The following is a 21,758-nucleotide window of genomic DNA, read 5'->3' as shown; positions in this document are numbered from 1 at the left end:
CGTCCTGGTACGACCGGTCCCGGCTGCTACCGTCACCGTGTACACGCGGGTACGACGTAAACGCTTGTACTACAAACGGAAGCGAAAGGGGCGCGCACGGTGTCTAGGGGCAGCTCGGGATTCGTGGCCGGGCTCACTGCGGCGGCTCTCGCCGTGGTCGGTTTCCTGGCCTATCAGGCATCGGCGAACGCCCCCGACTCCGTCGCCGTCCCCAAGCCGAAGACTTCCAGCAGCGCCCCCGCCACCGCCACCGGCCACGACAAGCCGAAGGAGAAGGAGCCGCCGGCCGCGCTCCCGGCCGGATCAGGCACCGGAAAGCGTGTGGTGTACGCGCTGGAGGACCGTCGGGTGTGGCTCGTCGACTCGGCCGGGCATGTGACCAGGACCTTCGAGGTCATGCCGAGCGCGCTGAGTCCGCAGCCCGGGACGTACCAGGTGGTTACGCCGCGCCAGGGGCCACCCACCAAGGGCTCGGACGGCGTGATGATCGAGCACGTGGTGCGGTTCGCGACGGTGGAGGGCGTCTCTGTCGGATTCAGCGCGGCGGTGGACGGCTCGATGAAGAGCCCGGATCCGTCACTGAAGACGGGGGGCGTGCGGATGTCCCGGGCCGACGGGAACGCGGTGTGGGACTTCGCGACAGTCAGCACGAACGTGGTCGTCGTCCCGTAACGGAACACCGCGCACGGGCTATGCCGCGTCGCGCCGGGACGGCAGCTCGTCCGTCTCTTCCTCGGCAGGCTCGGCCTGCTCGGCAGGCTCGGCAGGCTCGGCAGGCTCGGCCGGTGGCGTGGACACCGCCGTGGCGGCGGCGCACGCGGCCAGCAGGTCCTTCATCGACAGGGGGGACGGCGACTGCGGCGACGGCTGCGGCTGCGGCTGCGGCTGCGGGTCACGCTCGGGCGTCGGCATGGATGCCTCCTGAAGCTCCGGTGCGAGGTCGTGGTTAGGCAGACCTAACCAGGTCTCCCGTCCATGTGACCACGACCATCGCTCCCCACGCAACAATTTACCGACGGCTTGTCGGAAAGAGTGCCGGACGGCTGAATCCGCACTCGAATGACAGCAGCTCGCGACCCCTTACGACCTCGCCGCCTGTCCCGGCAGTTCGGTCGCCATGTCCTCGCGCAGTCCCGCCCAGCGCGCCCCGATCCCCACCAGCGTCACCGAGCGCCATTCGTCGTCCGTGTCGCCGACCGCGCGGTGGATCAGCACCTGCAGCCGGTCCTCCGACAGCTCCTCGACCTTGCCGTCGCCCCACTCCACGACCACCACCGACTCCGGCAGCGAGACATCGAGGTCCAGGTCCTCCATCTCGTCCAGCCCGCCGCCGAGGCGGTACGCGTCGACGTGGACCAGCGCGGGACCGCCGGTCAACGACGGGTGGACGCGGGCGATCACGAAGGTGGGAGAGGTGACGGCGCCGCGCACCCCGAGGCCCTCGCCGAGCCCCCGGGTCAGCGTCGTCTTTCCGGCGCCGAGCTCGCCAGTGAGCATCACGAGGTCGCCGGGGCGCAGCACACGGGCGATCCGGCGGCCGAGGGCCTGCATCTGTTCGGGGGACTCGACGGCGAGGCTCACGGTGACGGTGCCCGGCGCGGCGCCCTCGTCCGCCTCAGCCGCCAGGCTGTTGTGCGGTGCTTCCATGCTCGCCAACGTTAGCCGCTGCCGGCACCGCCCCGACGCGTACCAGCAGGTCCGCCAGCCGGTCCGTCACCGTCTCCGGGTGTTCCAGCATCACCAGATGACCGGCGTCCGGGACGATGACCAGCTCCGCTTCCGGGAGCTGGTCCGCCATGGCCTCGCTGTGCGAGCTGGGCGTCACCAGGTCCTTGTCGCCCGCCAGGATCAGCACCGGGACTTCACGGAACGCGGGCAGGACGTGGCTCTTGTCGTGTTCGGTGAAGGCCGGGTAGAACTCGGCGACCACATCGATCGGGGTGGATTCGATGAGCCGCTCGGCGAACCTCTCGACTGCCGGGTCGACGTCCCGCGAACCGAACGAGTACCGCTTGATCAGCCCGGCGAAGAGATCGGCGGTCGCCCTCCTGCCCCGTTCCACCAGCTCGGCCTGGGAACCGAGCGCTCTGAGCACCCCGGGCAGCACCCGTCGTACCGCGTTCACGCCCGCGACCGGCAGCCCGAAACTGACCTCGCCGAGCTTCCCGCTGGAAGTGCCGACGAAGGCGACGGCGGCGACCCGGTCCCGGACGAGCTGGGGGTACTGCTCGGCGAGCGCCATCATCGTCATGCCGCCCATCGAGTGCCCGACCAGCACCAGCCGCCCTTCCGGGGCGGCCGCGTCGATGACGGCCTTCAGATCACGGCCGAGCTGGTTGATGCCGACCGTCACTCCGGCCGCCTGGTCCCGGCCCCGCTCGGAGCGGCCGTGGCTGCGCTGGTCCCAGTGGACGGTGCGCACCAGACCGCGCAGTGCCGCCCGCTGGAAGTGCCAGGAGTCCTGGTTGAGGCAGTAGCCGTGGCTGAAGACGACGGTGACGGGTGCGGGCGCCTTGCGGCCGAAGAGCCGACGGCGGCGGGTACCGGCCCCGGTGGCGGTACCGGGGCCGGCGGCAGCGCTCTCGCCGCCCGCGGTGGTCACCGCAGCGCCGTCCGGTTCGACCTCGTCGATCTCGTAGTACAGCTCGGTGCCGTCGTCGGCCGTGGCCCGGCCGGGCAGTCCGCGCAGCGAGCCGTACGGTCCCGAGGCGTCCAGAGCCAGCCTGGCCCTCCTGCGCATGCCCCGGCCCACGGTCAGCCGCTCGACCGCGACACCGGCGGCGGCTCCGGCCGCGATCACGCCTATGGCGGCTCCGGCGATCCCCGCCCGGCGCCAGCCGACCGCCGTAGCGGCGTCCGTCACCGCGTCCCCCGCGCTGATCTCGCTCACCGTGCCGCGCTCCTCGTCGGTCGTATACGTCGGGTCAGGGCTGGTCTGTTCCAGTCGTGCTCAGATCGTGCCTGGTCAGGGGCGCTTGATCGGTCAGGACTCGGCCGGGGTGCCATGCAGATGGACGCGCGGTACACGGGTGCTGATCCGGGTGACGATCTCGTACGCGATCGTGTCGCAGGCCTGCGCCCAGTCCTCGGCGCTCGGCTCGCCCCGGTCCCCCGGGCCGAAGAGCACCGCCTCGCTGCCCACTTCGACCCCGTCCCCGTCGAGGTCGACGACGAACTGGTCCATGGCCACCCGGCCCGCGATCCGCCGCCGCACACCGCCGACCAGGACGGGTGCACGGCCGGAGGCATGGCGTGGGATGCCGTCCGCGTAGCCGACCGGCACCAGGCCCAGAGTGGTCTCGCCGGAGGTTGTGTAGTGGTGTCCGTAACTGACCCCGTGACCGGTCGGCACCTGCTTGACCAGGGCGACCGACGCCACGAGCGTCATGACGGGGCGCAGCCCGAAGTCGGCCGGGGTGCCCAGCTCGGGGCTGGGCGAGATGCCGTACATCGCGATCCCGGTCCGTACGAGATCGAAGTGCGCCTCGGGGATCGTCAGCGCCGCCGGGGAGTTGGCCATGTGGCGCACCTCGGGGTCGACGCCCTGCTTCTCCGCGTACGCGACCATGTCCCGGAACACGTTCAGCTGGGCGGCGACGGAGGGGTGGCCGGGCTCGTCGGCACAGGCGAAGTGGGACCAGAGGCCGGTGATCCTGATGGTGCCCGCGTCCTCGGCGGTGCGGGCGGCTGCGACCAGTTCCGGCCAGTCGGCGGGCTGGCAGCCATTGCGCCCGAGGCCGGTGTCGGCCTTGAGCTGGATACGGGCCGGAATGCCGGCCTCCGTGGCCGCGGCGAGGACCTCGCGAAGGGCCCACATCCCGCTCACCGACACATCGATGTCGGCTTCGACGGCCTCGCGCCAGGGGCCGCCCGGTGTCCACAGCCAGCACATCACCCGGCCGCCGATCCCGGCGGCCCGCAGGGCGAGCGCCTCCTGCGGCGTCGCGGTGCCCAGCCAGGTCGCCCCGGCCTCCAGCGCGGCCCGGGCGCAGGGCACTGCCCCGTGCCCGTACGCATCGGCTTTGACGACGGCCATGAGTTGCGCACCGGCCGCCCGCGCGCGCAGTGCACGCACATTGGCGCGCAGCGCGGCGAGGTCGATCTCGGCACGGGCTCTCAAGGACGCTGTCTCGTTCATCGCGCCCAGTCTCTCAGAGACGTACGACAGGGCCCTCGGGCGGCGGTACACCTCAGTGACGGCGCAGCCGGTGCTCCAGATGGTCGACGAGGACCGGGACATGGCTGTGCGGTACGTCCTTGACCGCCGTGACCAGCGTCACCGGGCCGCCCGCGCGGACCAGCTCCACCAGCTCCCCGACGGCCGCCGTGTGGGCGGGGTCGGCCAGCTCGGCGCGGTAGCGGTCGACGAAATCGTCGTAGCGGGTGCCCGAGCGGTCGTCGTGGTACCAGGCGCGCAGCTCGTTCGACGGGGTGACGTCCTTGAGCCACTTGTCGATGTGAGCCCGGTCCTTGGCCACGCCACGCGGCCAGAGCCGGTCGACGAGGACGCGGGTGCCGTCGCCGTCCTCCTGCGGGTCGTACACACGGCGCACACGCACATCGCTGCTGCTGCCCACGATCGCCCTCCTGTCGACCCCGACGGCGCCTGCCTGCCGCTGCCTGCCGCTGCCTGCGTCCAGGATCGCTCAGGCCCGTACGTCCCGCCACGCCGCCACGATCGCCTCGGCGACGTCCTGCGCGGCGACGGGAGCGCTGTTCGAGGCGTGACGGGCGGCCAGGCCGTGCAGGTACGCGCCGACGGACGCGGCATCGCGCGGGGCGAGGCCCGCGGCCAGCAGGGAGCCGGTGAGACCGGAGAGGACATCGCCGCTGCCGGCCGTGGCCAGCCAGGAGCTGCCGGTCGGGTTGACCCGTACGGGAGTGTGTCCGGTCTCGGTGGCGACCAGGGTCGTCGACCCCTTGAGCAGGACCGTGGCGCGGTAGCGGGCGGCCAGTTCCCGTACGGCGGCGAGCCGCCCCGCCTCGACCTCCTCGCGCGGGACGCCGAGCAGGGCCGCGGCCTCACCGGCGTGCGGGGTGAGGACGGTCGGTGCGGTGCGCGAGCGTACGGCGGTGGCGTCGAGCAGCCGCAGCCCGTCCGCGTCGACGAGCACCGGAACGTCCGCTGCCAGCACGCCACGGACCGCCTCGACGGCCTCCGTGCCGTCACCGAGCCCGGGCCCGACGACCCATGCCTGCACCTGACCGGCCTTCGAAGGCGGCCCCGCGTGGACCAGCGTCTCCGGATGGCGGGCGATCACCGCGTCGGCGCCCGGACCGACGTACCGCACGGCCCCGGCACCGCCCCGCAGCGCCCCGGAGACGGCCAGAACCGCCGCCCCCGGATACCGCGCCGACCCGGCGACGACGCCGACGACGCCACGCCGGTACTTGTCGCTCTCACTGCCGGGGACCGGCAGAAGTGCGGCGACGTCCGCGTACTGCAAAGCCTCCAGGTCGGGTACGTCGGGCAGCTCGGGGCCGAGCCCGATGTCGACGAGGTGCAGCGCGCCCACCCGGTCGGCGGCCGGGTCGATGAGCAGGCCGGGCTTGTACGCACCGAAGGTGACGGTCGCGTCGGCGCGTACGGCGTCGCCGAACACCTCGCCGGTGTCGGCCTCGACCCCACTGGGCAGATCGACGGCGACGAAGGCCGCACCGGTCGCCTCGAAGGCCCGCACCAGCTCGGCTGCGTCCGGACGCAGCCCGCCGCGCCCGCCGATGCCGGTGATCCCGTCCACGACGAGCTCGATGTGCCCGCCCCATTCCTCCGCCCCGCGCCCGTCCTCCGCCACGCGCCCGCCCGCGGCGAGCAACGCCGCGAGTCCGCCCTCATGGGCGCGCCCCGGCGAGGTGAGCACGGCGCGCACCCCCGCGCCGCGGCGGGCCAGCCGGGCGCCCGCGTACAGCGCGTCGCCCCCGTTGTCGCCGCTGCCGACGAGCAGGACGACCCGGGACCCGTACACCCGGCCGCGCCGCCGCAGTACATCGGCGCAGACCGCCGCGAGTCCCGCCGCGGCGCGCTGCATCAGGGCACCCTCGGGCAGCTTGGCCATCAGGGCCCGTTCCGCGGCCCGTACGGTCTGAACGCTGTACGCAGTACGCATGTGCTCAACCCTCCGCGATCACCACGGCCGACGCCACCCCCGCGTCGTGGCTGAGCGACACATGCCAGTGCCGTACGCCCAGCTCGGCCGCGCACGCGGCGACCGTGCCGCTCACCCGCAGCCGGGGCTGCCCGCTGTCCTCTACGTACACCTCGGCATCCGTCCAGAGCAGGCCGCTCGGCGCGCCGAGCGCCTTCGCGAGAGCCTCCTTCGCGGCGAACCGCGCGGCGAGCGAGGCGATGCCGCGCCGCTCGCCGCTGGGCAGCAGCAATTCGCTCTTCAGGAAGAGCCGGTCGGCCATCTGCGGCGTACGCTCCAGCGCCGCGTCGAACCGTTCGATCTCGGCCACATCGATCCCGACCCCGATGATCACGCGTGTTCCTTCACTGCTCGCTACTCCACGGTCACGGACTTCGCCAGATTGCGCGGCTGGTCCACGTCGTTGCCGCGGGCCGTCGCCAGTTCGCAGGCGAACACCTGCAGCGGCACGGTCGACACCAGCGGCTGAAGCAGCGTAGGCGTAACGGGGATCCGGATCAGATGGTCGGCGTACGGGACGACCGCCTCGTCGCCCTCCTCGGCGATGACGATGGTGCGGGCGCCGCGGGCCCGGATCTCCTGGATGTTCGACACGATCTTGTCGTGCAGCACCGACCGGCCGCGCGGCGAGGGCACGACCACGACGACCGGCAGATCGTCCTCGATGAGCGCGATCGGCCCGTGCTTGAGCTCACCGGCGGCGAAGCCCTCGGCGTGCATGTACGCGAGTTCCTTGAGCTTCAACGCGCCTTCCAGGGCTACGGGATAGCCGACATGGCGGCCCAGGAAGAGCACGGTGTCGTGGTCGGCGAGGGAGCGGGCGAGTGCGCGTACGGGTTCCATGTTGGTCAGAACCTGTTCGACCGCCCCGGAGATCGCGGAGAGCTGGCGGATGACGGTCCGGATCTCGTCGCCCCACTTCGTGCCGCAGATCTGTCCCAGGTACAGGGCGACGAGGTAGCAGGCGACGAGCTGGGTGAGGAACGCCTTGGTGGAGGCTACGGCGACTTCGGGCCCTGCGTGCGTGTAGAGCACGGCGTCGGACTCCCGCGGGATGGTGGAGCCGTTCGTGTTGCAGATGGCGAGGACCTTCGCACCTTGTTCGCGGGCGTGCCGCAGGGCCATCAGGGTGTCCATCGTCTCGCCGGACTGGGAGATCGCGACAACGAGGGTGCGGTGGTCGAGGATCGGGTCGCGGTAGCGGAACTCGCTGGCCAGCTCGGTCTCGCAGGGAATCCTGGTCCAGTGCTCGATGGCGTACTTGGCGATCATCCCGGCGTGGAACGCGGTACCGCAGGCGACGATGACGACCTTGTCGACCTCCCGGAGCTCGCGGGGCGTGATCCGTACCTCGTCGAGGTGGAGCGTGCCCGCGCCGTCGATCCGCCCGAGGAGCGTGTCGGCGACGGCCTTGGGCTGTTCCTCGATCTCCTTGAGCATGAAGGAGGCGTGGCCGCCCTTCTCGGCGGCGGAGACGTCCCAGTCCACGTGGTACTCACGGACCTCGGCGGGCCGCCCGTCGAAGTCGGTGACGGTGACACCTTCCCGGCGCAGCTCCACCACCTGGTCCTGCCCCAGCTCGATCGCGGACCGGGTGTGCGCGATGAACGCGGCCACATCGGAGGCCAGGAACGACTCGTCCTCCCCCACCCCCACCACAAGTGGCGAGTTGCGCCGGGCCCCTACCACCGTGTCGGGCGCGTCCGCGTGCACCGCGACGAGGGTGAAGGCGCCCTCCAGCCGCCGGCAGACCTGCCGCATCGCCTCCGCCAGGTCCGCACAGGACGAGAACGCCTCGGCGAGGAGATGGGCGACGACCTCGGTGTCGGTCTCGGAGGCCAGATCGTGGCCGCGCTCGGCAAGTTCGGCGCGCAGGACGGCGAAGTTCTCGATGATCCCGTTGTGCACGACGGCGACGCGGCCCGCGTTGTCGAGGTGCGGGTGGGCATTGGCGTCGGTGGGGGCGCCGTGGGTGGCCCAGCGGGTGTGCCCGATCCCGGTGGCCCCGGCCGGGAGCGGCGCCTCGGCCAGCGTCTTCTCCAGATTGACGAGCTTCCCGGCCTTCTTCGCGGCGGCCAGCCCGCCGTCCGCGAGGACGGCGATGCCCGCCGAGTCGTAGCCCCGGTATTCGAGGCGCTTGAGCCCCGCGACGACGACGTCCTGCGCCGACTGCCCACCGACGTATCCGACGATTCCGCACATACCGTTCCCTTCCTGGTCGCCCGCCCCCCCTTCTTCGTCTTCGCATCGTCGCAGAAGGTGAACGGGGCGGCAGGGGACGGCATCGCGAAGTCCGGGGCCGGTCCGCGACCGGGCAGGTGGGTGTCGGCGCTTCAGGACAGCAACAGCGGCATGCCCCGGTCCGAGGGGGCGCCCCTGGTGGAGTACGCGTAGCCCCGGGCCGTTCGGCGGGGTCAGCGCCTGAGTAACTCCAGGAGATCCTTGTTGAACTTTTCCTTGTCGCCGGGGACGAGGGCGATTCCGTGGGAGCCGCCCTCGTAGACCTTGAGGGTCGCGTCCGCAATGAGCTGGGCGGACTTGCGGCCCGTGGCGTCGATGGGGACGATCTGGTCGTCGTCGCCGTGCACGACGAGCGTGGGGATGTCGAACTTCTTCAGGTCCTCGTGGAAGTCCGTGGCCGCGAAGGCGTCGACGCAGGCGACGCCGCCCTCGATGGTCTCGGCCATGGCCATGTACCAGAAGGCGTCCTTGTTGCCCTGGGTGACCTTGTTGCCGTCGCGGTCGGCACCGAAGAAGCCGACCGCCGCGTCCTTCCAGAATTGCGAGCGTTCGGCGAGGATGCCCTTCTTGATGCCGTCGAAGACCGACTGCGGTACGCCCTCCGAGTTGCCGGGGCCCTGGAGCATCAGCGGAGGGATGGCTGAGAGGAGCACCGCGGACCTGATCCGGCCGGTGCCGTGGCGGCCGATGTAGCGGGCGAGTTCGCCGCCGCCCGTCCAGTGCGCGACCAGCGTGACGTCCCGCAGGTCCAGTTGGGTGATCAGGTCGTCGAGGTCGTCCGCGAAGGTGTCGAAGTCGTAGCCGTCCCACACCGGGGTGGAGCGGCCGTGACCGCGCCGGTCGTGGGCGATGCCACGGAACCCGTTGTCCGCTACCGCCTTGAGCTGGTCCTGCCAGGCGTCCCCGTTCAGGGGCCAGCCGTGGTGCGGGCCCCCCGACCCAGCGTGCGGCCGGACGTCCGGACTGCACGTCCGGATGCGGGGACCCGAAGCCGATGCCGTAAAGTAGGAACGGCACATACTTTGAACCGCTCCTACTTCAGGGATGCCGATGGCCTTCACCGGACGCAGTCGCGAATTGCGCATCCTCGAATCCTGGCTGGACAAGGTCAGGGCCGCTTCGGGGGGCAGCGCCGGGCAGGCGCTGGTGATCAAGGGTCGGCGACGGATCGGCAAGACCCGGCTGGTGCAGGAGTTCTGTGCACGGTCGGAACTGCCGTACGTGTTCTTCCAGGCGACCCGCGGCCAGCCCGCGCCACTGGCCCGGCAGGCGCTGTTCGACGCGGTCGTCGGAGGGCACGGCATGAGGAAACACGGCGCCGCCCTGGGGCAGGCCGCTGCTCCCGAGGACTGGGTCCGGACGCTGGCTGCGGTGGCCGCGGCGCTACCCGCGGACGAGCCGGTCGTTCTCGTCCTGGACGAGGTCCCCTGGCTGGCCGAGGCCGACGCCGGATTCGACGCGGCGCTCAAAACCGCCTGGGACATGTACTTGTCCGCGAAGCCCGTACTCCTGCTGCTCCTCGGCTCCGATCTCGCGATGATGGACCGGCTGACGTCGTACGAGCACCCCTTCTACGGGCGCGCGGGCCAGTACACCGTGGGGCCGCTCAACCCTGCGGACGTACAGGATTCCACCGCGCTCGATGCCGCGGACGCGCTGGACGCGTACCTGGTCACCGGAGGCTTCCCCGAGGTCGTGACCGACTGGCGGACCGGTGAATCGGTGGCCGACTATCTGACGCGCCAGGTGGAGGACCCTTCGTCGGTGCTGCTGACGACGGGCGAGCGTTCCCTCGCGGCCGAGTTTCCCGCGCGTTTGCAGGCCGGCAGGGTGTTGCGGGCGATCGGTTCCGGCGAACGGACCTTCTCCGGCATCGCCGCAAGCACGGGAGGCGCCGACGGACGCCCACTGGCGCACGGCACCCTGGCGCCGATACTGACCGAACTCATCGAAGCGAAGAAGATCGTGGCCGCGGACGTCCCGTTGTCCACCCGGCCCGCCCCCAAGCTCAAGCGCTACCGGATCGACGACACCTACTTGCGGTTCTGGCTGGCGCATCTGGAGAACGCCGTTGCGCAGGCGGAGAGAGGCAGGGGGGACGTATCGGCTGCACGAATTCGACGGTCGTGGCCGTCCTGGCGAGGCCGCGCGGTGGAGCCGGTGATCAGGGAGGCGCTGGCACGCCGCGTGCCCGACGGTCTGTTCCCCGAGGCAACCGAGGTGGGTGGCTGGTGGAACCGCCAGAACAACCCGGAGATCGACCTCGTCGGCGCGGACGCGCAGCCCGTGGCGCGTCGTGTCTTCTTCGTCGGATCGGTGAAGTGGCGCGACGAGACACCCTTCGGGGCAAGGGATCTGACGGAGCTCGCGTCAGCGGCACAGCAGGTGCCGGGCGCGGAAGGCGCGGCCCTGATCGCGGTCAGCCGCCGGCCACCGACGGGTGCGGCAGCGAAGGGACTGGTCGCGCACTGGGGGCCCGAAGACGTGCTCGCGGCGTGGCGGTGACGGCGGCGGCAGTCACGTCGGAGGCGCTGTCAGCACGGTGACCGCCCCGCCCCCCAGGGCGACCCGGAACGAGGCGGGCGCCGACGGGCGCGGTGGTCAGTTGCCGGAGGCGTACGTGACGAACTCCGCCCACGCACGCGGCCCGAAGCCGAGCTGGGGGCCGCCCGGCAGGTTCTTGGAGTCGCGCACGTGGATCGTGCTTGCGGTCTCCGCGACCTCGACGCAGTCAGGACCGTCATTGCTGCTGTAGCTGCCGGCGGGGTGCCTGAGGGAGTGGGGGAGGTCGCCATGTGTTGCTGCTCGTCGCCTGGGCCGACCTCGGATACCAGGAGGTCGCCGAGGCGCTCGGCATCCCTCTCGGCACCGTGCGGTCCCGGCTCAATCGCGCCCGCCGCAAGGTACGTGAAGCGCTCAGCCTGGATCCCTCGTTCACACCCGACGCCATGGAGCTGACCCCGTCATGGACGAAATGACCACGCTGCGCGAACTGCGCGCCAACGCTCCCGTCCCGGACCGTTCCGCACTCGCCGCGGGCCGGCAGCGACTCATCGAGGCCGCCGGTGGCGCAGCTGCACGACGCGGTGTCCGCCGGCTGCGGGCCGACTGGCGGGTCGCCGCGCTCGGTGCCGCAGCCGCCATCACCGTGGCGGCCGTGCTCGGCACCCAGTTCGTCGACGCCGCCGCCCCCGACCGCTCCGGCCCCGCCACGACGACCGGCACCCTGCGGCTGGACAGCCCCGCCGAGGTGCTGAACCGGGCTGCCGACGCACTGGAGAAGCAGCGGGCCGCTCCGGAGCCGCGCGACGACCAGTGGATCTACACGAAAACGCTGATGGCCCAGTCGCCCCGGAAGGGCTCGGCCGTCGGCCGCCTCGTGTACGACCCCGACAACTGGGTCCCGTACGACAACTCCGCCGCGGCCAAAATCGGGAAGGACGACGACTACCGCACGTCCCGCCAGGTCTACCGGGCCGCCAATGAGCTGCCCGACGACCCCGCACGGCTGCTGGCGAAGGTCCGCTCGTTCTACCCGACCGGCAACACCGCCGAGAGCCCGCCCGAAGCCGAGGCCCAGCACAGCTTCCGCGCAATGGGACTGATGGTCGAGGCATATCCGATCGCACCGGCCGCCCTCGCCCGGATCTACCGGGCCCTGGCCACCGTCCCCGGTGTCCATGTCACCGACCACCTGGTGAAGGACGCCGCCGGACGCGAGGTCATCGCCATCACCCGGAAGGAGGACGGCAGCCACGAACAGCGGGAGATCCTCCTCGACCCACACGACTTCAGGTACGCCGGGATGCGCTTCGTGGTCAGCGAGGACTACGAGTCCACGTCCTCCGCGGGCAAGGTGCAGTTTCTGTCGCAGAAGTTCAAGGCCGGTCAGATCATGCTGAGCGAGGCCCGGGTCGAGGCCGCCGTCGTCGACGCCAAGGGCGAGAAACCCTGACACGACCGGGAGCTCGGACCCGGCAGCCGGGCACGGGTGCGTGGGAGCGCGACCGGGAACCGGGTCCGGTGTCCGCCACAGGGGTGCGGACACCGGGCCCCCGGCCGCCCGCCGTCGCCCACGTGACCGAGCCCACCCCCCACTCCGTTCGAACTCCCGCAACAATGAGGCTGTGATCACTTCGCCGCCACGGAGCACCCACCGACGCGCCGAGCACGCGGCGACGCCGTACGTCGATCTGTCACGCGCCGAGTGGAGCGCTCTGCGCGACAAGACACCGTTGCCGCTGACCGCCGAAGAGGTGGAGCAGTTGCGCGGGCTCGGGGACGTCATCGACCTCGACGAGGTTCGGGACGTCTACCTGCCGCTCTCCCGGCTCCTCAACCTGTACGTCCAGGCCACCTCGGGCCTGCGCGGCGCACTGAACACCTTTCTCGGGGACGCGGGCAACGGGCACGGTGCGCAGCGCGGCACCCCGTTCGTCATAGGAGTCGCGGGCAGTGTCGCGGTCGGCAAATCCACCACCGCCCGCATCCTCCAGGCGCTGCTGGCCCGGTGGCCGGAACACCCGCGCGTCGAGCTGGTGACCACGGACGGGTTCCTGCTGCCGATGAAAGAGCTCCGGGCGCGCGGGCTGACGTCGCGCAAGGGGTTCCCCGAGTCGTACGACCGGCGGGCCCTGACCCGTTTCGTCGCCGACATCAAGGCCGGCAAGGACGAGGTGACGGCGCCCGTCTACTCGCATCTGATCTACGACATCGTGCCGGGCGAGCGGCTCACCGTCCGCCGTCCCGACATCCTGATCGTCGAGGGCCTGAACGTGCTGCAGCCCGCGATGCCCGGCAAGGACGGACGGACCAGGGTCGGGCTCGCCGACTACTTCGACTTCAGTGTGTACGTGGACGCGCGGACCGAGGACATCGAGACCTGGTATCTCAACCGGTTCCGGAAGCTGCGCGAGACGGCGTTCCAGAACCCGTTCTCGTACTTCCGCAAGTACACCCAGGTCTCCGAGGAAGAGGCGATGGAGTACGCGGCGACGATGTGGCGGACGATCAACAAGCCAAATCTGGTGGAGAACGTCGCGCCCACCCGGGGCCGTGCCACTCTGGTGCTGCGCAAGGGGTCGGACCACAAGGTCCAGCGGCTGTCCCTGCGCAAGCTCTGAACGCTCCGCCGCGCCTTCATCTGCCACCTTCACCGAGGAGCCCGTCGCGTGCTGCATCTGCGCCTGATCGTCCCCGCCGACCAAACGGACGAGGTGGTGCACCTGCTGGAGAGCACCATCGGTACGACGCATCTCGTGGTGATGCCCGGGGTCGCCCGCTACCCGGCGGGTGACGTGGTGCTGTGCGATGTGGCCCGCGAGGCGGGCGACGAACTGATCAGTTCACTGCGCGGGCTCGGTATCGACAAATCCGGTTCGATCACCGTCGAGAACATGGACCTGACGCTCTCCGCACACGCCGACAAGGCCGAGGAGGAGGCGCCGGGTGAGGGCGCGGACGCGGTGCTGTGGGAGGAGCTGACGGAGGCGACCCACGAGGAGTCGACGTTCACCGTCACCTATGTGGCGTTCCTCGCGGTCGCGACGATGCTCGCCGCCTGCGGTGTGATGCTCGACAACGCGATCCTGATCGTGGGCGCGATGGCCGTCGGCCCCGAGTTCGGGCCGCTGGCCGGGATCTCCACGGCCCTGGTGCAGCGCGCTCCGCGGCTGGTGTGGCGGTCGCTGGTGGCGCTGATCGGCGGCTTCGCCGTCGCGATGATGCTGACCGTCGGGTTCGCCTGGCTGATGGACGGCCTCGGGCTGTTCACCCGTTCGATGATCGAGGCCGGCCGGCTCAACACGGCGTTCATCTGGAAGCCGGACGCGATGTCGTTCGTGGTGGCGTTCCTGGCCGGGATCGCCGGGACGCTCTCGCTCACCTCGGCGAAGTCGGGGGCGCTGATCGGGGTCGCCATCTCGGTGACCACCGTGCCGGCCGCCGCCAATGCGGCGGTGGCGTTCAGCTACAGCGACTACGGCCAGATGTGGGGCTCGGTGGCCCAGCTGCTGGCGAACCTCGGCGGGATCGTGGCCGCCGGAACGCTGACGCTGCTGGTCCAGAGGGCCCTGTGGGCGGCGCACCGCCGCCGGACGGGCTATGTGACGAACCCGTCCGGCGAATAGCGCGAACAGGCCCTCGGTACCGGTGACCAACCTGTCCGTCGAGACTGCACGGGCGTCCACAAGGTGACGAGCTCAGCGGTGAACGGCAGGGCAGACCCAGGTACGAAGCTGTGCCGCCTCGTTGTCAGTGGCCTGTCCTAGTGTTCGTGCGGCTGACGGGAACTCCCCGGTCAGCGTGTCCACTTGGAAGGCGCGAGGCATGCGTTTCAGAAGTTCTGCCGTGCTCACCGCACTGGCTGTAGTCGCAGGTTCTGTCTCTTTGTTCGGCGTTGCGGCAGCGCCCGCGGTAGCGGACAGCAGTACGCAGCTGCCCGTAAGTTCGTTCGGGGACATCGTTGTTGACGGTGTACTCGACCGGGTGTTCATCAGTGACCCGGAAGGCGGCAGCATTGTCGTCACGGATTACGACGGAACGGTCGTCAAGCACATCACGGCCGAGGACGGAGCCACGGGGCTTGCGCTCTCTGCCGATTCCAGCGAGCTCTACGTTGCCCTGTCGTCGGCCGGTGCGATAGCAACGGTCAGCACCAGCACGCTGGCCGAGACCGGCAGGTACCCGACCGGTGCGGGCACCTCGCCCAGAAACCTGGCTCTGGCCGGCGGGAAGCTCTGGTTCGGCTACGCGGTGGACAGCCGCGGAGGCATCGGCTCGCTCGACCTCTCCGTCGAGGCTCCCGTCGCCACGCTCGACCCGGCCGGCGCCCCCTGGTACTACGCACCGTCACTGGCCCCGTCCCCGGCCGATCCGAACATCCTGGTAGCAGGCCAGGAAGGCGTCAGCCCCGCCACGCTCGCGGTCTACGAGGTCACACCTACCGGCCTGCAGGAACAGGCCAAGCGCCTGTTCACCCAGAACCCCGGGATCTCTTTCCTGAACGACTTCGCTGTGACAGCAGACGGCCAGAACATCGTCACCGCGGCCAACAATCCGGCCGAGCACCAGATCATCCGCATCTCCGACCTGTCGGCCAACGGCGCCTACTCCAGTTGGGCCTTTCCCAACGCCGTGGCCGTCTCCGCCGACGGCACGGTGGCCACAGCATCCTCCGACTCCACGCTGAGCACCTTCCGTGCAGGTTCGTTCTCGCGGTTGCGTGAGTACTACAGGGCCGAGCCCCAGCGCGACGGGCTTGCGTGGGCGCCGGACGACAACCGCCTCTTCGCTGTCGGCGGCGACGTCATCCCCTCCCTGCACGTCTTCCCCGACGGCGGCAAGACGGACAGCACCCTCAACCTCCAGGCACCGTCAACTGCGGTCAGGGGCAAGGAGCTGACGGTGACCGGCAGCCTGTGGGCCGACGAGCCGTACACCGCCGCTGCGACGGTCGAGGTGACCCGCACTGACTCGGAATCCCCTTCTGGTGCCGACCTCGGCCGGTTCACTGTCGCTGCGGACGGTAGCTTCCGGTTCAAGGACCGCCCGCGCACGACCGGGCAGGTCACCTACACCGTCCGGTACGCGGGCGACACCCAGCACACCGCCGCGGTCGGTGAGGCCGAGGTCACCGTCGTCAAGTAACGACATCGTCGGACCGGGGGGCGCGGCGCTTCCCCTCACCTCTCAAGGGGTCCGCCCTGGGGCGCGAGGACGACCGCCCGCGGCAAGCGGGCGCTGACCGTCGAAGCCGAGCGCGAACCCGCGACAGCCGGATCACGCGGCGTGATCCGGCTGTCGCGCTCCAGGGCGTGTTGCGAAAGTGCCGTTCGGCCGGGAGCGGGTGACGCTGCACGCCCTAGCCGAGTGCGGACTTCACCACATCGGCCAGCCGCTCGGCAACCGCCCTTGCCTGCTCGATGTCGGCCGCCTCGACCATGACCCGTACCAGCGGCTCCGTGCCCGACTGGCGCAGCAGTACGCGCCCGGTGGACCCCAGCTCGCGCTCGGCCTCGGCGACCGCCGCGGCCAGCTCCGGGGATGTGCCGACCCTTGACTTGTCGACGTCGGGGACGTTGATCAGCAGCTGGGGCAGCCGCTGCATGACCCCGGCCAGCTCGGCGAGCGTACGGCCGGTGACGGCGACCCGGGCCGCCAGCATCAGGCCGGTCAGCGTGCCGTCGCCGGTCGTGGCGTGATCCAGGACGATGACATGGCCGGACTGCTCACCGCCCAGCGCATAGCCCTCGGCCTTCATCGACTCCAGTACGTAACGGTCGCCGACAGCGGTCTGGACGAGCTGGATGCCCTCCCGCTCCATCGCGATCTTGAAGCCGAGGTTGGACATGACCGTGCCGACCACGGTGTCCTTGCGCAGCTGCCCGGCCTCGCGCATGGCGAGGGCGAGCACGGCCAGGATCTGGTCGCCGTCGACCTCCGTGCCCGTGGCGTCCACGGCGAGGCAGCGGTCGGCGTCGCCGTCGTGCGCGATGCCGAGGTCGGCTCCGTGCTCGACGACGGCGGCCTTCAGGAGCTCCAGGTGGGTGGAGCCGCAGCCGTCGTTGATGTTCAGACCGTCCGGTTCGGCACCGATCGTGATCACCTCGGCCCCGGCCCGCGCAAAGGCCTCGGGCGAGACCCTGGAGGCCGCGCCGTGTGCCTCGTCGAGGACGACCTTCAGCCCGTCGAGCCGGTTCGGGAGGACGGCGACGAGGTGGGCGACGTACCGGTCGAAACCCTCGGCGTAGTCGGTGACCCGGCCCACCCCGGCGCCTGTCGGACGCGCCCAGGGCTCACCGGTGCGGTGCTGCTCGTAGACGGTCTCGATCCGGTCCTCCAGCTCGTCGGCGAGCTTGTGACCGCCCCGGGCGAAGAACTTGACACCGTTGTCCGGCATGGCGTTGTGGCTGGCGGAGAGCATCACGCCGAGGTCGGCGCCCAGCGCGCCGGTGAGGTACGCCACCGCGGGGGTGGGCAGCACACCGACCCGCAGGACGTCCACGCCCGCGCTGGCGAGGCCTGCCACGACGGCGGCCTCCAGGAACTCTCCGGACGCACGTGGGTCACGTCCCACCACCGCTGTCGGCCGATGCCCCTCAAAGGTGCCCGCCTCGGCAAGTACATGCGCCGCAGCGACCGAGAGACCGAGCGCCAGCTCAGCCGTCAGATCCGCATTGGCGACACCGCGCACACCGTCTGTGCCGAAGAGTCGTCCCACTGGTGTCCTCCGAAAATGCTCCGAAACCGCAAACCAGACCAAAGCAAACCAACGCAGCGCAGCGCAGCGCAGCGCAGCAACGATGCGCTGCGTATGCGAGCGTATGAATGCCTTATGCCGTTATACGCCCGAGGGTGCCGATAGACGAACGCCCCGGCCAGCACAAGTGTGCCGCCGGGGCGAACGTGTAAAGCAGATGAGCAGGCGGTTTAGCGCTTGCTGTACTGCGGGGCCTTACGGGCCTTCTTGAGACCGGCCTTCTTGCGCTCGACCGCGCGGTCGTCGCGGGAGAGGAAGCCGGCCTTCTTCAGCGGGCCGCGGTTGTTGTCCACGTCCGCCTCGTTCAGCGCACGGGCCACACCGAGGCGCAGGGCGCCGGCCTGACCCGAGACGCCGCCACCCGAGATGCGGGCGATGACGTCGTAGCGGTTGTCGAGCTCGAGCACCTTGAAGGGCTCGTTGACTTCCTGCTGGTGCACCTTGTTGGGGAAGTAGTCCTCAAGGGTGCGACCGTTGATCTTCCACTTGCCGGTGCCCGGAACGATCCGGACGCGGGCGATGGCGTTCTTCCGACGGCCAAGGCCGGCGGCGGGCTGCGGGTCGCCGAAGCGGGAAGCCAGCGACTCGCTGGTGTACTCGCCCTCGACGGGAACCTCGGACTCGAAGGTGGTCACCTCGGCGAAAACCTCTTCGCCCTCGGTGCCCTCGACGGGGTTCTCAACAGTGGTCTCGGCCACGATTCTCCTCAGATCTTTCTTTTGGTCTTAGGGGGAGGCCGGAACTACTGCGCGACCTGGGTGATCTCGAACGGGACCGGCTGCTGAGCAGCGTGCGGGTGCTGGTCGCCCGCGTAGACCTTGAGCTTCGAGAGCATCTGACGGCCCAGGCTGTTCTTGGGGATCATGCCCTTGATGGCCTTCTCGACGGCCTTCTCGGGGTTCTTGTCGAGCAGCTCGTCGTAACGGATGGAGCGGAGACCACCCGGGAACCCGGAGTGGCGGTACGCCATCTTCTGGGTCTTCTTGTTGCCGGAGAGGTGGACCTTCTCGGCGTTGATGATGATGACGAAGTCGCCCATGTCCATGTGGGGGGCGTAAATCGCCTTGTGCTTGCCGCGGAGGAGGTTCGCAGCCGTGGTGGCCAGACGACCCAGGACGATGTCCTGCGCGTCAATGATGTGCCACTGGCGCGTCACATCGCCGGGCTTGGGGCTGTACGTACGCACGGTCGTAGCCTTCGCTTCTTCAGTGAGTGAGTCCTGACAAGGCCACCCGGACGATCGCACCAGCCTTGGCGGCGCTACGGGGACGCAACCCGAGTGCCTGCCGCTGGTCATCGGCCCGGTGGACCGGCGTAAGGGCCCCTCGCGTGAGAACGACCAAGCCAATACGCATAACAAACCAGAAGACTACCGTTGCTCCCCCGCACGGGTCAAAACAGCCCGCGGCGGCGTCCACATCGGTGAAGACGGAGACGTTGTGCGGCCAGAGCACCAACGGGCCGTCGACCTGTCCTGGCACGTCCCCCGCGCCCCCGCCGGGACGCGGAGCGTCACCGCGCCCTCTCCACCCTCCGCTCGTCCCACACCGGCTCCGTCGTCTCCCGTACGACCCCGTCCGAGCCGAACACCAGATACCGGTCGAAGGACTTCGCGAACCAGCGGTCGTGCGTAACGGCCATCACGGTTCCGTCGTACGCCTCCAGCCCGTCCTGCAAGGCCTCCGCCGACTCCAGGTCCAGGTTGTCCGTCGGCTCGTCCAGCAGCAGTGCCGTTGTGCCGGCCAGCTCCAGGAGCAGGATCTGGAACCGCGCCTGCTGCCCGCCGGACAGCTTCTCGAACGGCTGGTCGCCCTGCCGCTCCAGCTCGTACCGCCGCAGTACGGACATCGCCCCGCCGCGGTCCTTGGCGTGCTCGGTCCACAGGATCTCGACGAGTGTGTGGCCCAGCAGCTCGGGATGGGCGTGCGTCTGCGCGAAGTGACCCGGTACGACGCGCGCCCCGAGCTTCCACTCCCCCGTGTGTGCCACCGGCTCGCCCGCCAGCAGCCGCAGGAAGTGCGACTTCCCGGAGCCGTTCGAGCCGAGGACGGCCACCCGCTCCCCGTAGAAGATCTCCAGGTCGAAGGGTTTCATCAGCCCGGTGAGCTCCAGGCCCTTGCAGGTCACCGCCCGCACACCGGTCCGCCCGCCGCGCAGCCGCATCTTGATGTCCTGCTCGCGCGGCGGCTCCGGCGGGGGCCCGGCCTCCTCGAACTTCCGCAGCCGGGTCTGAGCCGCCTGGTAGCGCGAGGCCAGCTCGTGACTGATGGACGCCGCCTGCCGAAGGTTGAGCACCAGCTTCTTCAGCTGGGCGTGCTTCTCGTTCCAGCGCCTCAGCAGCTCCTCGAACCGGGCGAACCGGTCCTTGCGGGCCTGGTGGTACGTATCGAAACCGCCGCCGTGCACCCACACATCGCTGCCCGCCGGGCTCGGCTCGACACTGACGATCTTCTCGGCGGCCCTGGACAGCAGCTCCCGGTCGTGGGAGACGAAGAGGACCGTCTTACGGGTCTCCTTCAGCTTCCCCTCCAGCCACCGCTTCCCGGGGACGTCGAGGTAGTTGTCCGGTTCGTCGAGCAGCAGCACCTCGTCCGGTCCGCGCAGCAGCGCCTCCAGCACCAGCCGCTTCTGCTCACCGCCGGACAGCGTGCGCACCTCGCGCCACTGCGCCTTCTCGTACGGGACACCGAGTGCGGCCATGGTGCACATGTCCCACACGGTCTCGGCCTCGTACCCGCGGGCCTCCGCCCAGTCGCTCAGGGCCTGCGCGTACTTCATCTGCGCGGCCTCGTCGTCAACGGTGAGGATGAGCTCCTCGGCCTTGTCGACCGCCAGCGCCGCCTCCCGGATACGGGGCTGGGCGACGGAGACCAGCAGATCCCGGACCGTACGGTCGTCCCGCACCGAGCCCACGAACTGCTGCATCACCCCGAGACCGCCGCTCACCGACACGGACCCGCCGTGCGGCTGGAGCTCCCCGGCGAGCAGCCTCAGCAGCGTGGTTTTTCCGGCACCGTTCGCCCCCACGAGGGCGACCACGGCCCCGTCCGCGACCCGGAACGAAGCGTCGCCGAGCAGCACCCGCCCATCCGGTAGGTAGTACTCCAGATGGCCCGCTTCGAGATGTCCCATGCACAGCATTGTCACGGGTCGCGCAGCCCTGGCCCAACCGGTTTATGTTCCGTCTAGGATTCGCCGCATGAGCTTTGGGCAAGGGGGGCCCTCCTGGGGGCCCGAGGGCACACAGACTCCGGACTGGGCAGCGCTGGCCGACGAGTCCGCCGCGCGCAGCCGCCGCAAGAAGTGGCTGCTGATCGGCGGCGGCGTGCTCGCGACCGCGGCGGTCGGAGCCATCGTGGCGACGGCGGTCGTCTCGGCCAACAACGGCAACAGCCCCACCGGCTCCGGCAAGAACGCGAGCGAGCTGCCGGCGCCGGCCGACCTGCCGAGCAACACCGCCGAGCCCGAGCCGTCCTTCTCCTCGGTGGCGCCGCCGCCTCCGCCGGACCCGAAGGACTACATCTCCGACGCCCGGAAGGACAAGGCGCCGATCACCGTCGACGCGTTCTTCCCCGGCAAGAAGCTGACGATGGGCGACCGCGTCTACATCAAGGGCGCGACCCAGCAGACGGAGAACTGCGCCGCCCCCACCAAGAGCGGACTCGGTTCGGTCCTCACCACCAACGGCTGCGAGCAGATCATCCGGGCTACCTACAGCAAGGACGGCGTCGCCGTCACCGTCGGCATCGCCGTCTTCCCCACAGAGGCCCGGGCCAAGCGGGCGGCCCAGCAGTCCACCGGCGGCATCGCCGCACTCGGCGGTGCCGGCATACCGTCCTTCTGCCCCGCCGGCACGGTCTGCCGCCGCACCGCCAACTCCTACGGCCGCTACGCCTACTTCTCCATCAGCGGCTTCACCGACGGCAGGAACGTCACCACGAACGACAAGAACGTCTACGCCAACGGCAACGACCTGACGGACTTCACGTTCCGTCAGATCCACCGCCGCGGCGAACTCCAGGCGTCCGCCGCTGCCACCGCCCCGACCGGCTGAAGCAGTTCGCAGGGCGCAGAGCTCGCCGCCGCAATGCCCGTCGTAACCCGAGGACGAC

Annotated in this window: 21 protein-coding genes and 1 pseudogene; 8 read left to right on the top strand and 14 right to left on the bottom strand. The window is 70.3% G+C overall.

What is annotated here, in order from left to right; genetic code table 11:
• Window positions 1-99: 99 nt before the first annotated feature.
• Window positions 100-672, top strand: coding sequence for a hypothetical protein (locus ACH4EW_RS01185; RefSeq protein ID WP_398249850.1), 573 nt, complete (start codon window positions 100-102; stop codon window positions 670-672).
• 18 nt (window positions 673-690) lie between these two features.
• Here the strand turns inward: ACH4EW_RS01185 and ACH4EW_RS01180 are convergent, their stop codons facing one another.
• From ACH4EW_RS01180 to ACH4EW_RS01140, 9 genes are all read right to left on the bottom strand, one after another.
• Entirely contained in the window at window positions 691-912 is a 222-nt protein-coding gene (locus ACH4EW_RS01180; protein WP_398249849.1) for a hypothetical protein, read from the bottom strand.
• Between the two features lie 168 nt (window positions 913-1,080).
• Window positions 1,081-1,647 (bottom strand): tRNA (adenosine(37)-N6)-threonylcarbamoyltransferase complex ATPase subunit type 1 TsaE, encoded by a 567-nt coding sequence (gene tsaE, locus ACH4EW_RS01175; RefSeq protein WP_398249848.1) that lies wholly within the window; start codon window positions 1,645-1,647, stop codon window positions 1,081-1,083.
• Window positions 1,616-2,890 carry an alpha/beta fold hydrolase gene (locus tag ACH4EW_RS01170; RefSeq protein WP_398249847.1) on the bottom strand — a complete coding sequence of 425 codons (1,275 nt, stop codon included), beginning with the start codon at window positions 2,888-2,890 and terminating at the stop codon, window positions 1,616-1,618. The genes tsaE and ACH4EW_RS01170 overlap by 32 nt, the downstream gene beginning before the upstream one ends.
• Window positions 2,891-2,983: 93 nt before the next feature.
• Window positions 2,984-4,138, bottom strand: a complete 1,155-nt coding sequence (gene alr, locus ACH4EW_RS01165; RefSeq protein ID WP_398249845.1) for an alanine racemase — start codon at window positions 4,136-4,138, stop codon at window positions 2,984-2,986.
• A 52-nt stretch (window positions 4,139-4,190) separates the two neighbouring features.
• Window positions 4,191-4,577, bottom strand: a complete 387-nt coding sequence (locus ACH4EW_RS01160; protein WP_398249843.1) for a DUF488 domain-containing protein — start codon at window positions 4,575-4,577, stop codon at window positions 4,191-4,193.
• A gap of 69 nt (window positions 4,578-4,646) precedes the next feature.
• Window positions 4,647-6,107 (bottom strand): NAD(P)H-hydrate dehydratase, encoded by a 1,461-nt coding sequence (locus ACH4EW_RS01155; protein WP_398249841.1) that lies wholly within the window; start codon window positions 6,105-6,107, stop codon window positions 4,647-4,649.
• 4 nt (window positions 6,108-6,111) lie between these two features.
• Entirely contained in the window at window positions 6,112-6,480 is a 369-nt protein-coding gene (locus tag ACH4EW_RS01150) for a holo-ACP synthase (protein WP_398249839.1), read from the bottom strand.
• A gap of 20 nt (window positions 6,481-6,500) precedes the next feature.
• On the bottom strand, window positions 6,501-8,348 hold the full coding sequence (gene glmS, locus ACH4EW_RS01145; protein WP_398249837.1) for a glutamine--fructose-6-phosphate transaminase (isomerizing): 1,848 nt from the start codon (window positions 8,346-8,348) through the stop codon (window positions 6,501-6,503).
• A 212-nt stretch (window positions 8,349-8,560) separates the two neighbouring features.
• Window positions 8,561-9,406, bottom strand: coding sequence for an alpha/beta fold hydrolase (locus ACH4EW_RS01140; RefSeq protein WP_398249836.1), 846 nt, complete (start codon window positions 9,404-9,406; stop codon window positions 8,561-8,563).
• A 31-nt stretch (window positions 9,407-9,437) separates the two neighbouring features.
• On the opposite strand from ACH4EW_RS01140, the gene ACH4EW_RS01135 reads away from it, so the two are divergent.
• Window positions 9,438-10,892 carry an ATP-binding protein gene (locus ACH4EW_RS01135; protein WP_398249834.1) on the top strand — a complete coding sequence of 485 codons (1,455 nt, stop codon included), beginning with the start codon at window positions 9,438-9,440 and terminating at the stop codon, window positions 10,890-10,892.
• A gap of 96 nt (window positions 10,893-10,988) precedes the next feature.
• Here the strand turns inward: ACH4EW_RS01135 and ACH4EW_RS01130 are convergent, their stop codons facing one another.
• Entirely contained in the window at window positions 10,989-11,216 is a 228-nt protein-coding gene (locus tag ACH4EW_RS01130; RefSeq protein ID WP_398251203.1) for a DUF397 domain-containing protein, read from the bottom strand.
• On the opposite strand from ACH4EW_RS01130, the pseudogene ACH4EW_RS01125 reads away from it, so the two are divergent.
• From ACH4EW_RS01125 to ACH4EW_RS01105, 5 genes and pseudogenes are all read left to right on the top strand, one after another.
• Window positions 11,165-11,365: pseudogene (locus ACH4EW_RS01125) on the top strand (RNA polymerase sigma factor); the annotation flags it as partial. The gene ACH4EW_RS01130 and the pseudogene ACH4EW_RS01125 sit on opposite strands and share 52 nt — an antisense overlap.
• Window positions 11,353-12,342, top strand: coding sequence for a CU044_5270 family protein (locus tag ACH4EW_RS01120; protein WP_398249832.1), 990 nt, complete (start codon window positions 11,353-11,355; stop codon window positions 12,340-12,342). The pseudogene ACH4EW_RS01125 and the gene ACH4EW_RS01120, both read left to right, overlap by 13 nt.
• Before the next feature lie 172 nt (window positions 12,343-12,514).
• Window positions 12,515-13,510: a type I pantothenate kinase gene (coaA, locus tag ACH4EW_RS01115; protein WP_398249830.1), complete on the top strand. Its 996-nt coding sequence runs from the start codon at window positions 12,515-12,517 to the stop codon at window positions 13,508-13,510.
• 48 nt (window positions 13,511-13,558) lie between these two features.
• On the top strand, window positions 13,559-14,515 hold the full coding sequence (locus tag ACH4EW_RS01110) for a DUF389 domain-containing protein (RefSeq protein WP_398249828.1): 957 nt from the start codon (window positions 13,559-13,561) through the stop codon (window positions 14,513-14,515).
• 199 nt (window positions 14,516-14,714) lie between these two features.
• Entirely contained in the window at window positions 14,715-16,034 is a 1,320-nt protein-coding gene (locus ACH4EW_RS01105) for a YncE family protein (RefSeq protein ID WP_398249826.1), read from the top strand.
• A 214-nt stretch (window positions 16,035-16,248) separates the two neighbouring features.
• Here ACH4EW_RS01105 and glmM read toward each other — a convergent pair whose 3' ends face one another.
• From glmM to ACH4EW_RS01085, 4 genes are all read right to left on the bottom strand, one after another.
• Window positions 16,249-17,607 (bottom strand): phosphoglucosamine mutase, encoded by a 1,359-nt coding sequence (glmM, locus tag ACH4EW_RS01100; RefSeq protein ID WP_398249824.1) that lies wholly within the window; start codon window positions 17,605-17,607, stop codon window positions 16,249-16,251.
• Between the two features lie 209 nt (window positions 17,608-17,816).
• Window positions 17,817-18,344: a 30S ribosomal protein S9 gene (gene rpsI, locus ACH4EW_RS01095; protein WP_398249822.1), complete on the bottom strand. Its 528-nt coding sequence runs from the start codon at window positions 18,342-18,344 to the stop codon at window positions 17,817-17,819.
• Window positions 18,345-18,388: 44 nt separating this feature from the next.
• Window positions 18,389-18,832 (bottom strand): 50S ribosomal protein L13, encoded by a 444-nt coding sequence (gene rplM, locus ACH4EW_RS01090; protein ID WP_398249820.1) that lies wholly within the window; start codon window positions 18,830-18,832, stop codon window positions 18,389-18,391.
• A gap of 326 nt (window positions 18,833-19,158) precedes the next feature.
• A complete protein-coding gene (locus tag ACH4EW_RS01085; protein ID WP_398251200.1) occupies window positions 19,159-20,787 on the bottom strand; it encodes an ABC-F family ATP-binding cassette domain-containing protein in 1,629 nt (542 codons plus the stop codon).
• Between the two features lie 58 nt (window positions 20,788-20,845).
• Between ACH4EW_RS01085 and ACH4EW_RS01080 the strand changes: the two genes are divergently transcribed.
• Window positions 20,846-21,700, top strand: coding sequence for a hypothetical protein (locus ACH4EW_RS01080; RefSeq protein ID WP_398249818.1), 855 nt, complete (start codon window positions 20,846-20,848; stop codon window positions 21,698-21,700).
• Window positions 21,701-21,758: the final 58 nt, after the last annotated feature.

The organism is Streptomyces sp. NPDC018000, from assembly GCF_044328025.1.
Lineage (GTDB): Bacteria > Actinomycetota > Actinomycetes > Streptomycetales > Streptomycetaceae > Streptomyces.
This window is presented reverse-complemented; position numbering and strand designations above follow the sequence as displayed.